15 protein-coding genes are annotated in these 14,708 nt (G+C 71.3%); 6 read left to right on the forward strand and 9 right to left on the reverse strand.

Translation table 11 applies throughout. The features are described from left to right. Positions 1 to 22: 22 nt before the first annotated feature. Entirely contained in the window at positions 23 to 1,177 is a 1,155-nt protein-coding gene (locus tag C6N31_RS32475; RefSeq protein ID WP_198358825.1) for a PDR/VanB family oxidoreductase, read from the forward strand. Here the strand turns inward: C6N31_RS32475 and C6N31_RS32480 are convergent. The 3 genes from C6N31_RS32480 to C6N31_RS32490 form a co-directional block, all read right to left on the reverse strand. After that, positions 1,161 to 2,456, reverse strand: coding sequence for a sensor histidine kinase (locus C6N31_RS32480; RefSeq protein ID WP_138355917.1), 1,296 nt, complete (start codon positions 2,454 to 2,456; stop codon positions 1,161 to 1,163). The two genes, C6N31_RS32475 and C6N31_RS32480, sit on opposite strands and share 17 nt — an antisense overlap. 152 nt (positions 2,457 to 2,608) lie before the next feature. Further along, entirely contained in the window at positions 2,609 to 3,697 is a 1,089-nt protein-coding gene (locus C6N31_RS32485) for an AI-2E family transporter (protein ID WP_198358827.1), read from the reverse strand. A gap of 102 nt (positions 3,698 to 3,799) precedes the next feature. Then, entirely contained in the window at positions 3,800 to 4,876 is a 1,077-nt protein-coding gene (locus C6N31_RS32490; RefSeq protein WP_138355859.1) for a PP2C family protein-serine/threonine phosphatase, read from the reverse strand. Between the two features lie 210 nt (positions 4,877 to 5,086). On the opposite strand from C6N31_RS32490, the gene C6N31_RS32495 reads away from it, so the two are divergent. Together C6N31_RS32495 and C6N31_RS32500 are read left to right on the forward strand one after the other, a co-directional pair. Then, positions 5,087 to 5,302, forward strand: a complete 216-nt coding sequence (locus C6N31_RS32495) for a dodecin (RefSeq protein WP_138355860.1) — start codon at positions 5,087 to 5,089, stop codon at positions 5,300 to 5,302. Positions 5,303 to 5,568: 266 nt separating this feature from the next. Continuing rightward, positions 5,569 to 6,846 (forward strand): murein hydrolase activator EnvC family protein, encoded by a 1,278-nt coding sequence (locus tag C6N31_RS32500; RefSeq protein WP_138355861.1) that lies wholly within the window; start codon positions 5,569 to 5,571, stop codon positions 6,844 to 6,846. Between the two features lie 94 nt (positions 6,847 to 6,940). On the opposite strand, the gene C6N31_RS32505 is transcribed toward C6N31_RS32500, so the two are convergent. Further along, positions 6,941 to 8,620 carry a SpoIIE family protein phosphatase gene (locus tag C6N31_RS32505; RefSeq protein WP_244809234.1) on the reverse strand — a complete coding sequence of 560 codons (1,680 nt, stop codon included), beginning with the start codon at positions 8,618 to 8,620 and terminating at the stop codon, positions 6,941 to 6,943. Between the two features lie 238 nt (positions 8,621 to 8,858). On the opposite strand from C6N31_RS32505, the gene C6N31_RS32510 reads away from it, so the two are divergent. Next, positions 8,859 to 9,341 carry a DUF7144 family membrane protein gene (locus tag C6N31_RS32510; RefSeq protein WP_138355862.1) on the forward strand — a complete coding sequence of 161 codons (483 nt, stop codon included), beginning with the start codon at positions 8,859 to 8,861 and terminating at the stop codon, positions 9,339 to 9,341. Continuing rightward, positions 9,338 to 10,366, forward strand: a complete 1,029-nt coding sequence (gene mreB / locus C6N31_RS32515; protein ID WP_138355863.1) for a rod shape-determining protein MreB — start codon at positions 9,338 to 9,340, stop codon at positions 10,364 to 10,366. The genes C6N31_RS32510 and mreB overlap by 4 nt, the downstream gene beginning before the upstream one ends. Before the next feature lie 377 nt (positions 10,367 to 10,743). Here mreB and C6N31_RS32520 read toward each other — a convergent pair whose 3' ends face one another. From C6N31_RS32520 to C6N31_RS32535, 4 genes are all read right to left on the reverse strand, one after another. Further along, positions 10,744 to 10,980: a hypothetical protein gene (locus C6N31_RS32520; RefSeq protein ID WP_138355864.1), complete on the reverse strand. Its 237-nt coding sequence runs from the start codon at positions 10,978 to 10,980 to the stop codon at positions 10,744 to 10,746. 64 nt (positions 10,981 to 11,044) lie between these two features. After that, entirely contained in the window at positions 11,045 to 11,893 is an 849-nt protein-coding gene (locus tag C6N31_RS32525; RefSeq protein WP_138355865.1) for a helix-turn-helix domain-containing protein, read from the reverse strand. Positions 11,894 to 11,919: 26 nt separating this feature from the next. Next, complete coding sequence (locus tag C6N31_RS32530) at positions 11,920 to 12,435, reverse strand: DUF6879 family protein (RefSeq protein ID WP_138355866.1); 516 nt, start codon at positions 12,433 to 12,435, stop codon at positions 11,920 to 11,922. Next, positions 12,407 to 12,649 (reverse strand): hypothetical protein, encoded by a 243-nt coding sequence (locus tag C6N31_RS32535; RefSeq protein ID WP_138355867.1) that lies wholly within the window; start codon positions 12,647 to 12,649, stop codon positions 12,407 to 12,409. Before C6N31_RS32535 ends, C6N31_RS32530 begins: the two co-directional genes overlap by 29 nt. Positions 12,650 to 12,837: 188 nt before the next feature. Here C6N31_RS32535 and C6N31_RS32540 point away from each other — a divergent pair, with 188 nt between their 5' ends. Beyond that, a complete protein-coding gene (locus tag C6N31_RS32540) occupies positions 12,838 to 13,104 on the forward strand; it encodes a hypothetical protein (RefSeq protein ID WP_138355868.1) in 267 nt (88 codons plus the stop codon). A gap of 114 nt (positions 13,105 to 13,218) precedes the next feature. On the opposite strand, the gene gad is transcribed toward C6N31_RS32540, so the two are convergent. Next, positions 13,219 to 14,625 carry a glutamate decarboxylase gene (gene gad, locus C6N31_RS32545; protein WP_138355869.1) on the reverse strand — a complete coding sequence of 469 codons (1,407 nt, stop codon included), beginning with the start codon at positions 14,623 to 14,625 and terminating at the stop codon, positions 13,219 to 13,221. Positions 14,626 to 14,708 lie beyond the last annotated feature (83 nt).

The raw sequence follows: 14,708 nt of genomic DNA on the forward strand, positions 1-14,708 counted from the left end.
TCCACTCGTCGAAGGACCGAACGTGAGCACCGAGACAGAGACCGGGACAGAGACCAGGACCGGGTCACGGACCAGGACCGGAGCCGGGACCGGGGACGACCTGCGGACGCCGCCACCACGCAGCGCCACCGACCCGCGCCCGGACCCGATCCTCGCCCTGCTGGCGCGCGTCACACCCTTCCTGCTGTGGCAGAGCGCCCGCCGCAAGCGCCGCGAGCCACGCCCGGTCGACCGCTCGCTGCGGCTCGTCGTCACCGAGGTGCGGCAGGAGGCCGAGGACGTCGTCAGCCTGCGCTTCACAGCAGCTGACGGCAGCCCGCTGCCGGGCTGGCACCCGGGTTCGCATCTGGACCTCGACCTGCCGTCGGGGCGCCGCCGCCAGTACTCCCTCTGCGGCGACCCCGCCGACCGGACCACGTACCGGATCGCCGTACGGCGCCTCGCGCACGGCGACGGCGGCTCCCGCGAGATCCACGAGACGCTGACCCCCGGCACCGAACTGCGCGCCCACGGCCCGCGCAACGCCTTCGCCTACGCACCGGGCGGCGCCTGCCTGTTCATCGCGGGCGGCATCGGCATCACCCCGATCCTCCCCATGGTCCGCGCCGCCGCCGCGGCGGGCGCCGACTGGCGGCTCGTCTACACCGGCCGCAGCCGCGCGACCCTGCCGTTCCTCGACGAGATCGACGCCATCGGCGCGATGGCCGGTGCCTCCGGCCGGGTCACCGTCCGCACCGACGACACGGACGGCATCCCCACCCCCGAACAACTGCTGTCCGGAGCGGGCCGCGGCACCTCCGTCTACTTCTGCGGACCCCCGCCCCTCATCACCGCCGTGCGCGACGCGTTCCCCACGACCGGCGCCGGCGGCCTCCACTTCGAGCGCTTCGCGGCGGCCCCGGTCGTCGACGGCACCCCCTTCGAACTCCAACTCGGCCCCGACGGCCCGGTCCTCCCCGTCCCCGCCGACCGCTCCGCCCTCTCCGTCCTCGCCGAACAGCGCCCCGAAACCGGCTACTCCTGCCGCCAGGGCTTCTGCGGCACCTGCCGCCTCCCGGTCCTGGCGGGCGAAGTGGCCCACGCGGGCAGCCCGACGGCCCGCCGCACGGACACGAACATGCTGATCTGCGTCTCCAGGGCAGCGTCCGAGGGCGGCAGGATCACGCTCGACGTGTAGGCCTCGGTGCGGCCGGGGCCGGGATGCGGATGTGCAGCAAGGTGGGGCCGCCCGGTGGGCTGGTGACGTCGAGGGTGCCGGCCACGACGGAGACACGGTCGGCGAGGCCGGTGAGACCCGTGCCGCCCTGCTTCGCGGGGTCTGCCGGAGGCCCGGCCGGCCGGCCGGCGCCGCCGCGTCCGTTGTCGTGGATCCGTACGTCGAGGTGGGTGCCGTCGTGGCCGCCGGTCACGGTGGCGCGGGTGGCGCCGCTGTGTTTGGCGACGTTGGCCAGGGCCTCGCAGACCGCGAAGTAGGCGGCGGTCTCGACGGCGTCGGGCAGTCGGCCCGGGAGGTCGAAGGAGACGTCGACGGGCACCGGGGAGCGGTCGGCGGCGTCGGCGACGGCGTCGGGCAGGCCGCGGTCGGTGAGGATCTGCGGGTGGATGCCGTTGATGAGTTCGCGCAGTTCGGTGAGGACCTGGCCGGCTTCCCGGTGCGCGACCGCCAGTTGCCCGGCGAGCCGGCTGCCGGGCGGCGCGTCGAGACGGGCCAGGCCGAGCGTCATGGAGAGCGCCACGAGACGCTGCTGCGCACCGTCGTGCAGATCGCGTTCGATGCGGCGCCGTTCGGCCTCGAAGGCGTCGACGAGCCGGACCCGCGAGTCGGTGAGCTCGGTGATCCGCCGCTGTGAGCTGTCGTCGCCGGGCACCAGCAGGAAACGGGCGAGCTCGGCCCGTACCCCGGCGAACGCCGTCAGCGGATAGGAGAAGGCGACCAGCAGCACGGCCCCGAGGAGCGCGAGCGCCCAGGCGTTGCCGTACGAGTCGATGTGCAGCGTCTTGAGCACGTGCACCTCGCCCTCGGTGGCCAGTAGTGCGGGCGTAGCCATCAGCGCACCGGGAACGGCGAGGGCGAACCCGAGGACGAGCAGATCGCACCAGCACAGGACGAACGCGGTGAGCACCGTGTAGCCCAGCTCCCACCACGTGGCGCGCTCCCGGAACCGCAGCCGCGCCCAGGCCGTGAGGCCGGTGCGGTCCGGGGTCCGGTGCGGGCTGGGCGCGGGCCGGGGGTCGATCCAGCGCATCCTGCGGCGTTCCAGCGCACCGAACGGCAGGCCCGCCAGGGCGAGTGCGGCCAGCAGTGGCAGCCCGACGAGGACGAGCGCGAGCGATCCGCCGACGGCCGTGCCCAGGACCAGGACGGCACACGTGACGGCGCCCGCGAGTCCGCCGGTGAGGAGATACGCCGCGGACCGCCACGGCCGGCCGGACAGGACGAACGCGGGGTCGGCCATCGCCTGCCAGGCGCTCGGGAGCGGGCGCGGGCGCGGAAGTGGAGTTGCGTTCTGCGTGTTCAGGGGCTGCACCCGGCCACGGTAGGCGCCGGGGCGGGACGGGCGCGGTAGTGCCAGCCCTACTCCTGCCCTACTTCTGCTCTACTCCTGCTCTACTCCTCCGCGACCGCCGCCTCGGGAGGTCCCGGCGGCTCAGGTGGCTCCGCCCGCCGCTCGTCCCGCAGTTCGGACAGCACGCCGAAGGCGGCCGCCGCCACCGGTACGGCCATCAGGGTGCCGAGCAGTCCGCCCGCCGCCGCGCCCGCCGTGACGGCGAGCATCACGGCGGCCGGGTGCAGCCGGACCGTACGGCTCTGGACCACGGGTTGCAGCACCGCGCCCTCGATCGTCTGCACGGCGAGGATCACCCCGAGCGTCCACAGCGCGGTCCCCAGCCCCTGGTCGGCGAAAGCGACGAGCACCGCGACCGTTCCGGACAGGAAGGCACCCACGTAGGGCACGTACGCGCCGACGAAGACCAGCACGGCGAGCCCCGGAGCGCCGGGTACGCGCAGGGCGGCGAGCCCGATCAGGATGAACGCCGCATCGATCGCGGCGATGATCGTCGTACCCCGCATGTAGCCGGACATCGCGGCGAACGCGCGCCGCCCGACCCATAGCAGTCGTTCCGCCACAGGGCTCGGCAGCGCCGTGCGGACCGCGCCCGGCAACCGGTCGCCGTCACGCAGCAGGAAGAACAGCATCGCGAGCATCAGCACGAGCCCCATGAGGAGTTGCGCCGCCACACCCAGCCCGCTGACGAAGCCCTTGGCCACCGCACCGCCCAGCTGCGCGCCGAGGCTGTTGAGTCCCTGCGCGGCGCTGTTCATCGTGTCGCCGGCCGAGCCGAGATCGTCGGCGAGCCGCTGACCCGCCTCTTCGAGGGAGGCGGAGAGCTGGGCGGCGTTGGTCACCAGGGTGTGGACCATCACCCACCCGGCGAAGACGACGACCGCGATCAGGACCACACAGGTCAGCGCCGCCGCCGCGGCCCGGGGCAGCCCGCGCGCCACGAGCTGCCGGGCGAACGGCCCGAGCAGCGCGGCGCCCAGCAGCGCGAGGAGTACGGGGACGACGGCCGCGCGCAGTTCGACGCACACCCACAGCCCGAGCGCGACGACGGCGGCGCCCAGCAGGATCGCCGCGCACCACCGCGCCATGCGCAGGACCGGAGCCGGGAGCGCCTCGCGCTGGTCGTCCATACGGAGATCTTCACGCGATTCATCCGTACGTCGCATGTTGTGGCGCACCTGGCCCAACCGCGCCGACTCACCCCCCTGAGGACCGGCCCACCACCGGTCCGGTCAGTGGTAGCTGACGGCCAGTACGGCCATGTCGTCCGTACCGCGGCCGCCGGACCACTCCTCGACGTCGCACACCAGCGCGTCGATCACCTCCTGCGGACCTTGGAACGGCCCGCGGCCGGCCAGTCGTACGACGGGGTCGTAGAACACCCCGGCCTTGTCGCGGGCCTCCGTCACCCCGTCGGTGACCAGCAGCAGGGTGCCGCCGGGCGGCAGCGGGTGGGCGTCCGGCGCCGAGCGGGAGCCGTTGAGCCCGCCCATGCCGAGCGGCAGATCCGGCTCGGCGGCGTCCAGGGCCGACACCGTGCCGCCGACCAGCAGATACGGAGCGGGGTGGCCGCGGTTGAGCAGCCGAAGCGTGCGGCAGTCCGCGGAGAACTCGGCGAGCAGCGCCGTCGTGAAGCCCTCCGTCTGGTCCTCACCCGCCCGGCGGACCCCTTCGCGGATCAGCGAGTGCTCCAGCCGTTCCGCCAACTCCGGCAGGTCGGCCGCCCACTCGGCGGCCTCCCGGAAGGCGCCGAGCAGCACCGACACCGCCCCGACCGCGCCCAGCCCCTTGCCGCGCACATCGCCGATCAGCAGCCGGGTGCCGAACGGGGTGTCCTCGACGGCGTAGACATCGCCGCCGATCCGCGCCTCGCTCTGCGCGGCGCGGTAGCGGACCGCGATGTCCAGCGGGCCCATCCGCTCGGGCGGGGTGGGCAGGATGGCGCGCTGGGCGGCCTCCGCCACCGTCCGCACGGTGGCCAGGCTCCGGCCGTAGCGGTCGATCAGCCGGTTCACGCCGAGGCCGATGAGACCCGCGAGGAACACGTTGGCGATCTCGGCGGCGCCCAGGACGTGGCCGAAGGACCCGTGCCACACCGTCAGCCCGACCATCGCCCCGAGGGAGACGGCGGAGAGCAGCAGAGTGGAGCCGAACGAGAGCGTCGCCCCGGCCGCCACGCAGGCCACGGCGAGCAGCGGTCCGCCGTGGTAGTCGACGGGGGTGAGGAGGTCGAAGCAGACGCCGATCAGGACGACGGCCAGCGGGACGAAGCGGACGGGGACGGGCCAGCGGCCGGAAAGGCGGTCCACGCGCTTCCTCCGTCATCACTCACACGTCTTCGCTTGCACGCCGTCGCTCGCAGACCATGGCTCCAGCGCATCCACCGGAACACGGTCGAGTACATGATCTTATGTCCGCTTTTGCGGGAATGCGGAGTGGCGGCCCTTCGGGCACCGTGGACGGAAGGACGGAACGTACACGCCGCCCCCCACCGCCCCTCACTACGCCGGGAGAACGCCATGACCGACCGTACGTACCGCGTGACCGAGATCGTGGGCACCTCGCACGAAGGCATCGACGCCGCGATCCGCAACGGGATCCACCGGGCGTCGCAGACGCTCCGCGCTCTCGACTGGTTCGAGATCACCCAGGTGCGCGGCCACATCGTGGACGGCGAGATCGAGCACTACCAGGTGGGGCTGAAGGTCGGATTCCGGCTGGAGGACTCCGAATAGCGCAAGCGGCGAGGAGACACCGAAGAGCGCCGGGCAGCAGGGAAGGGCGCGGGCGGGCGCGGGAGGACGACAGGGCCGTGACCGCCACCGGGAGACCGTCCCGGGATCCGGCGACGGCCACGGAGACAACAGTTTGTCTGCCTTGACCACGGAAAGTAACCATCCTCGGTGACGCGCCTTCGCGGTACCGGCCGAACGGCGGAGAGCGGACGGCCCGCGGCGTGTCCAGCGGGCGCGGGCGGCGGTCGTGGCGCGATGATCCTCCGATGCCAGGAACCGCGTCCGTCCGCGGGTCGGCCGTCAGGTCGCTCGCCGTCCTGCTCTGCGCCGGACTGCTGACGGCGCTGCCGGTCCTGCCGCTCCTGCCTGATCCCGCGCACGGTTCCCTCGGTGGGCGGCAGGCCCGCGCCGACGACCGGCTCGGGGACGTGTCCGCCGAGGTGGACACCATGTACCGGCAGGCCGCCGACGCCACCACCGCGTACGACAAGGCCCGGCGGGCCGCGGACAAGCAGCGGGCCACGGCCGTCCGGCTGCGGCGGTCGGTGACGCTCGGTCAGCGGAAGATGGACGGGCTGCACGAGAGCATCGGCCTGCTGGCCCGGCTGCAGTACCGCTCGGGAGGGCTGCCGGCCGTCGCCGCGCTGATGCTGTCCGATTCCCCCGAGGAGCTGCTCGACCGGATGGGGCGGCTCCGCAAGAGCGACGAGGCCGTGACGGCGCTGCTCAGCACCGTGGCGACGACGACCGCCCATCTGCGACGGGACAGGACCGCGGCCGACCGGGCGCTCGGGGAGCTGGACGAGCAGACCGCGCGCGAGGCCGGGCTCCAGAAGGAGATCACGGCCAAGCTGGCACGGGCCCGCGAACTGCTGCGGCGGCTGGAGGCCGCCAGATCCGCCCGGTTGGCCTCCCCGCAGGAGTGCGCGCACGCGATCCCCGAGGAGATGCCGTCGCCCGGCACCGCCATCCGGGTGCGCGCCCCCTGGATCGCGCCCGTCGACCACTACACCCTGTCCGCCGGCTTCGACGCGCCCGGCGACCACTGGGCGAACCGCCACACCGGCCAGGACTTCGCCGTGCCGGAGGGCACTCCGGTGCGCGCGGTGGGGGCCGGAACGGTCGTCCGGACGACGTGCGGCGACGGGTTCGGCAACCAGATCGTCCTGCGGCACGGCAACGGGTACTTCTCGCAGTACGCGCATCTGTCGCTGATGCAGGTCAAGGTCGGTGAGCGGGTGCTGACGGGCCGGCAGATCGCGCTGTCGGGCAGCACCGGCAACTCCACCGGTCCGCATCTGCACTTCGAGGTGCGGGTGACGCCCGAGCTGGGGTCAGGGGTGGATCCCGTGCCGTGGCTGCGCGAGCACGGCGTGCGCCTCCAGTCCGTGGCAGCCCCGTCCACGGCCCCCGCCGTCACCCAGCTACCCACGGCCCCGGCCATCACCCTCGCGCCGCCGGCCCCCGCCGTGACCAGCCCGTCAACGCCCCCGGTCGCCGCGGTCCCTCCGGTCTCCACAATCCCCACGACTCCAGCCCACTGAAGCGCACTGACGGGCGCGGCTACCGCAGCCACCGCCCCCGCCCACTGAAGCCGGCTGAAGCCCACTGACGGGCGCGGCTACCGCAGCCACCGCGCTACGACGTGACCACCCGGGCCACCAGCACCGCCACGTCGTCCTCCATGGCCCTGTCGACGAGCCGCTCCAGCACCTGGTCGAGGAGCTCTTCCAGGCTGCCCTCCGGGGTCAGCCGCAGTGCCGCGAGCCGGGCCAGGGAAACGTCGATGTCCTCGCCCCGGCGCTCGACGAGGCCGTCGGTGTAGAGCAGCAGGACCGAGCCGGGGCTGCAGCGGCCCCTGGCCAGCGTGTAGCCGCCGAACCCGGTGCCCAGCGGCGGGCCGGCGGGGACGCGGATCAGGTCGGCGCTGCCGTCCGGGCCGAGGACGGCGGGCGGCAGATGGCCGGCGCTGGAGTACCAGGTGAAGCCGCGCGGCGGATCCACCAGGACGAGCATGCAGGTGGCGGGGCGGCCCGACTCGGTCGAGGCGATGAGGGCGTCGAGCCGCTCCAGGATGCGGTTCGGGGGCTCGTCGTCGGCGGCGACGACCCGCAGCATCGCGCGGTAGTGGCTCATGTCGACGGCCGCCTCCACGCCGTGCCCCATGACGTCGCCCATCGCCAGCAGCGTTCTGCCGCCCGGCAGCTGGACCGCGTCGAACCAGTCGCCGCCGACCAGCGCGCTGCTGCCGGCCGGCAGATAGCGGGACGCCACCTCGAGGTTCGGGTGCGGGCTGCTGGGCTCCGCCAGCAGGGCGCTCTGCAGCCCGAGCGCGATGTCGTGCTCCCGGGTGAAGCGGCGCGCGTTGTCGAGGCTGATGGCCGCCCGGCGGGCCAGGTCCTGGGCGACGACGACGTCCTCGGCGGTGAAGCCCGGGGAGTCCCCGGCCCGCACCAGGGTCACGGTGCCGATCGGCTGGCCGCGCGCGGCGAGGGGGACGACGAGCGCGGAGTGGATGCCCGCCGCCCGGTACGCGGCGACGCGTTCGGTGTTGGGGGCCGCCCGGACGAGATCCTCGTCGGACAGCAGGTTCTGCATCAGCGGCTTGCCCGTCTCCAGGCAGCGCGGAATGGCGGAGCCGGCCTGGTAGTCCACGTACTCCCCCGGCACGCCGAACACCTGCACGCGCTCCCGCAGCCTCGGCACGGACGACAGCGCGGTCCTGCGCATCCGCAGCGACCCGGGCGCCGGGCGGCCGCTGCCTTCCCCCTGCGTGACCGGCAGCACCTCGACGGAGGCGACGTCGGCGAGCAGCGGCACCAGGAAGTCCGCGAGCTCCCCGCAGGTGGCGTCCATTTCGAGCGTCGTGCCGATGCGGGTGGCGGCGGCGTCCAGAAGGGTGAGCCGTTCGCGGGCCTGCTCCAGATCGCGCTGCTGCTGCCGCGAGGCGGTCACCTCCAGCACGATCCCGACGATGCCGATCACCACGCCCTCCGCCACCAGCCGGTGGTAGGCGCCGTGCCAGTACCGCCGCTCCAGCCCGGACGGTGCCTGGGTGTGCCCGCTGGACGTCACCTCGCGCGGCAGCCCGTCGGCGAGTACGGCGCGCAGCACGTCCTCGCGGCTGTCGATGCCGGGCAGGACCTCGGCGATGGTCCGGCCGAGGTGCGCCTCGGCGGGCACGCCGTTGATCCGGGCCAGCGCCGGGTTGACGTACACGTAGCGCATACCGGGGTCGAGGATGCCCACGCCGGCCGAGGTGCCCTCCAGGATTCCGCGCAGGATGACGTTCGAGTCCGCGTCGGCGTCAGGGTGCACGCGTCCGCCTCCCTCGCCGTCAGTCCGTCACCGCAGGCAGGACGGCCCAGCCACCATCCATCGTGGGCCGACGGGCCGGAATGCGCATCCGTTGGCGGCCCGGAGCGGGCCGCACCCCCCGGACGGCCCATCTCCGGTGGCGGGACCTTTCCGGGCAGCTGATCCTTTTGTCTTTAAGGCGGGAGTTTCATGATCAATGCTCCCGTCGCGCTCGTCGTCGCGATCTCGGGAGCCCGTTGTGAGCCAGGATTCACCCACCGCGTCCACACCGCCACCCACACCGCAGGGGGGTGCCTGGGGCGGCAGCCGCCCACCGGCCGACTCCTCCGCCAACGGGTTGGCCGCCGGGGGCACCGTCTTCGCCGGCATCATGCTGTTCGTCTCCGGTGTGCTGGCGATCCTCCAGGGCATCGTCGCCATCGCCAAGGACGACGTGTACCTCACCACCCCGGCCTACGCCTTCCGCTTCAATCTGACGTCCTGGGGCTGGATCCACCTCATCATCGGCGTCATCGCGGTCGTCGTCGGCTACGGCGTGCTCACGGGCTCCGCGTGGGGGCGGGTCACCGGTATCGCCCTGGCCTCGCTGAGCATCTTCGCGAACTTCATGTTCCTGCCCTACCAGCCCGTCTGGGCGATCACGCTCATCGCGATCGACGTCTTCGTCATCTGGGCCCTCGCTAGCTACCGCCCCACCGACGACGCGGAGGCGCTGCTGTGAACCCGACCCTCGACCAACTCCGCCGCTGCTCGGTCGCCTTCGACATCGGGGCCGCCAGGACCCGCGTCTACCTGAGGAACACCGGTCTGGTCGTCGACGAACCCAGCGTGGTCGCCGTCGACATCAGGACCGGCGCGCTGATCGCGGTCGGCGCCCGCGCCGAGCAGATGGCCGGGCGCACCCCGGAGCACATCCGCGTGGTGCGGCCGGTGTCGAACGGCACCATCGTCGACATCGCCATGGCCCAGCGGATGCTGAAGCACCTCCTCGGCGACAAGCTGCGCAAGTCCTGGCGCCGCGCGCCGATGGTGCGCGCCGCCGTCTGCATGCCGAACGGCAGCGACCCGCTCGCGCAGCGCGCAGCGACCGAGACGCTCTTCGGGCTCGGCGCCCGCAGGGTCGAACTCGTCGACACGCTGATCTCCGCGGCGGTCGGCTGCGGAATGCCCGTCGAACACCCCGAGGCCACCATGATCGTGGTGTGCGGGGCCGGCACTACACAGATCGCGGTCCTGTCGCTCGGCTCGATCGTCGCGGCGGAGACCGTGCCGGTGGGCGGCGACGCCATCGACCACGCGGTCGTGCAGCACCTGCGCAGCCAGCACGAGCTGATGCTCCCGAGCCAGTCCGTGCGCCCGCTGCACCACGTGCTCGGCACCACCGGCCCGACCCTCGACAGCACCGAGGTCTACGGCCGCGACGTCGTCAGCGGCCTCGCCCGCACCGTCCTGGTCGAGACCGACGGCGTCCGGCACGCGATGCGCACCCCGCTCACCGCGGTCCTCGACGCCATCGGCACCGTCCTGCGCCGCTGCCCCCCCGACCTGGTCGCCGACCTCGCCGACCGCGGCATCATGCTCGCCGGCGGCAGCGCCCTGATGCCCGGCCTCGACGCCATGCTCCGCCACGCCACCGGCATCCCGGTCACCATCGCCGAACGCCCGGACGTCTGCGCGGTCCAGGGCCTCGGCGCCATGATCGAGGGCCGCGTCCGCCCGATGGCCCTGGCACCGCTGAGCGCGTGAGCGCGTAGTCGTTCGCGAGTGAGCGCCGGCCGGCTGCCTGCACCACGTCCGGGGTGGGCAGCCGGCCGACAGCCGCAGCCGGATCAGGGGACCGGAGTCTCAGCGTTCACGCGGAAGTGGAGCGGGATGCCGGCGCCCCATTTTCGGTCGCTCCCCCCACACTTGGTAGCAGCCCTGCAGATACGCGGTAGCGACCGCATCGGTCATGAACACCAGAACCCGGCACACGCCATCGGCGTCGGGCAGCGCGCAGACGTCGCGCATGACCCGGTCGGCGATCACGTATCGGTGGCGCGTGGCAGACCACATCGTGATGTAGCGATCCCTGGCCGGAGGCGGGGACAGTGCGCTAACGCCCGGCTGTGTGGCCCACATGGTTAGCGGCCCCCGTTCCGCTCGGAGCCCGTCGACGTACGGTGTTCCTCCGTCGCCGTCACACGTCGCGTCTCATCATCGGTCGCCGGACGCAGACGGTTCGTGTTCACGGTTGCTTCGTAGTGCTCGAAGCGCACGCGCAGAAGTCCGCCGTCCAGATCTCTGACCACCACACCGGGTCCCAGATCCCCGGCCTCATCGGTCACGTACTCGCCCTCGCAGAAGTTCGCCGCTGCCATGGACACCACGCTAGGAACAGCGGCTCATCGCCCTCTACGTCCTTGCAGCGACTTGCATCTCAGTTCACTTGAGAGCGTCGATCGCCGCAGTGATGAGCGATCTTGCGGCAGCCCCATGCACAGCGATCGCAGCCAACTCGCTGAATCCGTCGACGTATTGGGAGACCTCTCCTGGCTCGGTGACGGTCACGGCGGCCGACAACAACTCGATGTGCACCCGCCGGTCGTCGAACACCGAGAACGTCTCCAGCGGCCAGATGTCACGCCTGGCCGTGAAGGGAATCACGCCCAGGGAGACAGCTGGCAGCGCCATCACCGCTATGAGATGACCGAGTTGACCTGCCATCACCTCCGGGTCGCCGACCCGATATCGCAGCACCGACTCTTCGACCAGAACGGCGAACCGGTGGTCGCCCTCTCGGATGACATGAGACCGTGCCATCCGCGCCGCTACGGCATCAGCCACGTCGTTCGGAGTCCCGCGAAACGCGACGATGGATGACAGCAGCGCGGTCGCGTACTCCGGAGTTTGGAACAATCCCGGCACGACGTTCGAACAGTAGACACGGAAATGCTGCGTTTCCTCGTACAGCGGGATGCTCGCCGCATGGGCCCGACTCAGTCCGGTACGTTGAACTCGCCGCCATTGCACGTACATCGAGTCGGCCGTACGATTCGCGGCAATAAGGTCGGCCGACTGATTTTCGGCGTCGCAGACCCGACACCAGGCACGAATGTCTGCATCCGATGGTGGCGTCCTGGAATTCTCAATCCGCGACGACTTCGACTCGCTCCAGCCGGCGCGTACTGCCAGTTCCCGCCCCGTGATTCCGGCATCCAGCCGGATCTCGCGCAGGCGGGCGGCGAGGGCTTCACGGGCGGCTCGGACACTGGAGGAGGGAGATGGTGACATGATCCGGTATCTGCCTGAAAATTTCTCTAGACGGCGAACTCTTCGTGCGGAACGGCCCGCTTCCAGATTTCCTCAAATGCGGATGCGTTCAGGCCCACCACGCTCACATCATCAACCAGCTCGTCTTCCACTACGGCACCATCGCCGGAGAAGTGATGAACTCGCAGGAGTTTCCCATCGAATGCCCAGAAATCGTTTCCTGGCAGAAGTAGATCCGTAGTCATCCGACGCGGAATCCAACGCACCTGTTCGCCTGCCGCAACGTTGGCAGTCGTTACGTAGTGCTCCCAGCGGATGTACTCGGAAACAGGTTCCGAAACGATCCGGGCCCGGCGGATCTCAACACCTCGCGCCACCGCATCGGAGATGGTCGCGTGGAAAGGCTGCCACCAGGATGCGCGATCCTCCCAGTTGGTCCGGTGCCCCGCCCGCCACGCCGCAAAGCGCTCATTGTCGCCGTAGGCGTCGCGCATCTCCAGATGAACGGCCGACCGCTCACAGGCGGCCAGCAGATCAGCGAAGGGCGGAACGTTCTGCGTCATCGCATGCCCTTCTCAGCAACGGCACCATGCGCGCCGGAATCCGAATCACCGCTTCGTAGTCGGGCAGCGAACCGGTCTCCTGGCACTTCGCCTCGGTCGCGTCGTCGGCCTTCCAGCCCTGCAGTACCAAGTCGCCCCCCTCCGCATCCACCCACACGGTGGGGCAGTGGTCGGTGTCGGTCTCAGGGTCCATGCCGATGAACTGAAGATCCATGTCGGACTCCCGCGCATGATGGGTTGCTTCAGGTTGCACCACCATCACCTCCAACGCTGACACTCGTCAAGGAAGCCTCGCTGCAACGCTCTTGGGACGGAGCAGCCACGCAGGAGTTCCTCGGACAGCCGATGCCGGAGCCACGGGATCCGCGTGGATAGCCGGGAGGGACTCCTATGCTCGCGGACATGAGCCAACCGAGGTCCATGCATGGATTCGTTGTCCCTGCCGAGCGCAGCGTTCACTGGGTGCTGAGCCTCGTGGATCCGCCCGTTGCCGGTGATCTCGTGACGGACTACGCGGGGACTGCACGTGACGCGCTCGACGAGGCGCTGGCGACGCACTTGGCGGGCGTCGAGGATGCCGAGGAGCGGAGGGAGCTCGTCGAACAGAGCGGACGCGCTGTCAGTGAGTGGCTGGCGCAGGCCTTCAGCACCGACAACCCGGCTTCCTAAGCCGAGTCCGGAATCACGGTAACGGTCCACTGAAGGTCCGCTGAACTCAGCGGGCGCGCCCCATCGCCGGGCAGGTTGAACCACAACCCGGCCGGCGAACGGCGCCCCCCGCCCTCAGTGGTGGAACGCCGTTGCCTCCGCTGCCGGGCGGTCCAGGGGGCCGTCCTGTTGGCGGAGTTCGGGGAGGAGGCGGGAGAGTTCCTCGACGAGGAGGTCGGCGAGGTCCTCGGAGAAGCCGTTGCGGCAGACCACGCGCAGGACGGCGAGGTCCTCGCGGTCCGCCGGGTAGGTGTAGGCGGGGACGAGCCAGCCACTTTCGCGGAGGCGGCGGGAGACGTCGAAGACGTCGTAGTTCTTGATCTCACCGGTGGTGGTGAAGGCGAAGACCGGCAGCTGGTCGCCCTTGGTGATCAGCTTGAAGTCGCCGAGCGCCTCGATGCGGGAGGCCAGGGACATCGCCACGTCGCGGCTGCTCTGCTGTACGGCGCGGTAGCCGTCGCGGCCCAGGCGCAGGAACGTGTAGTACTGCGCCACGACCTGCGCGCCCGGCCGGGAGAAGTTGAGGGCGAAGGTCGGCATGTCGCCGCCGAGGTAGTTGACGCGGAAGACCAGCTCTTCGGGGAGGGCGTCGTGGTCGCGCCAGAGCGCCCAGCCGACGCCGGGGTAGACCAGCCCGTACTTGTGGCCCGAGGTGTTGATCGAGGCGACGCGGGGGAGCCGGAAGTCCCAGATGAGGTCCTCGTCGAGGAAGGGGGCGACCATCGCGCCCGACGCGCCGTCCACGTGGACGGGTACGTCCAGGCCGGTACGTTCCTGGAGCGCGTCGAGGGCCGCGCAGATCTCCGCGACCGGTTCGTACGATCCGTCGAAGGTGGATCCGAGCACGGCGACTACGCCGATCGTGTTCTCGTCGCACAGCGCCACGGCCGACTCGGCGTCCAGGTGCAGCCGGTCGCCCTGGACGGGCACCAGGCGCGCCTCGACCTCCCAGAACGCGCAGAACTTCTCCCAGCACACCTGCACGTTGGCGCCCATGACGAGGTTGGGCCTGGCCGTCGCCGGATAGCGGTCCGCGTTGCGGTTCGCCCAGCGCCGCTTGAGGGCCATGCCGGCGAGCATGCACGCCTCGGAGGAGCCGGTCGTCGAGCAGCCGATGACCTGTTCAGGGTCCGGCGCGTTCCAGAGGTCGGCGAGCATCGCCACGCAGCGGCGCTCCAGCTCGGCGGTGCGCGGGTACTCGTCCTTGTCGATCATGTTCTTGTCGCGGCACTCGACCATCAGCACATCGGCCTGCGGCTCCATCCACGTGGTGACGAACGTCGCCAGGTTGAGCCGTGAGTTCCCGTCGAGCATCAACTCGTCATGGACCAGCTGGTACGCGGTGTGCGGCGACATCGGCCCGTCCGGCAGCCGGTGCTTGGGCGGCGCGGTGCGCATGCTGCCGACAGGGTCGGCGTCGCCGTAGAAGAACGGGTTGACCGCGAGCGGACGGGAGTCCCCGGCTCCCTTGTGCAGCGCCATCAGACGGTGGCCGGGCAGCGGACGACGGCGGCGTTCACGGGAGTGCTCATGATGGTGCCTCCTCAACGGGTTCCCATCGGGAC

Origin of the sequence: Streptomyces fildesensis (assembly GCF_016107395.1) — a bacterium.
Lineage (GTDB): Bacteria > Actinomycetota > Actinomycetes > Streptomycetales > Streptomycetaceae > Actinacidiphila > Actinacidiphila fildesensis.